Source organism: Curtobacterium sp. HSID17257 (assembly GCF_003989515.1).
Classification (GTDB): Bacteria; Actinomycetota; Actinomycetes; order Actinomycetales; family Microbacteriaceae; genus Curtobacterium.
The window spans coordinates 1-571 of the sequence record NZ_RBLU01000248.1 but is presented as its reverse complement, the minus strand read 5'-3'; the positions used below and the strand labels follow the sequence as shown (position 1 = coordinate 571).

The window sequence follows — 571 nt, the reverse complement described above, 5'->3', positions numbered from 1 at the left end:
GTCGCACGACGGCGGTCGTCGAGTGCTCGGGAACGTAGTCGACCATCACGACCTCGCCGCCGTACGCCCGCACGACGCCCGTCTCCTCGAGCATCTCGGGGGAGTAGTCGCCGCCCTTGACGTAGACCTCGGGACGCAGGCGCTCGATGAGCGGGATCGGGGTGTCGGTCGCGAAGACGGTCACCAGGTCGACGCAGGCGAGGGCGGCGAGGACACCGGCGCGGTCCTCGGCGGTGTTGATCGGACGCTCCGGACCCTTCAGCCGTCGGACCGAGTCGTCGTCGTTGAGGGCGACGACGAGCAGGTCACCGAGCTCGCGGGCCTGCCGCAGGTAGGTGGTGTGCCCGCGGTGCACGACGTCGAAGCAGCCGTTCGTGAACACGACCCGGCGGCCGGCGGCGCGGGCGGACTCGACGGCCAGCGCGAGGTCGTCGTGGTCGACGACGGTCGCGGCGGGCGCCGTGACCGAATCGATCAGCGCGGCGGCGGTGCAGACCGACGTACCGGCCTCGCGGACCACGACGTCGGCCGCTGCCTGGGCGACGGTGATCGCGTCGCGGAGCGGGGCGCG

Annotated in this window: 1 protein-coding gene; it reads right to left on the bottom strand. The window is 72.9% G+C overall.

The window, feature by feature from the left end:
* The coding region (gene rfaE2, locus D8M35_RS16250; protein WP_126892731.1) for a D-glycero-beta-D-manno-heptose 1-phosphate adenylyltransferase at positions 1-571 on the bottom strand (571 nt) is incomplete at both ends.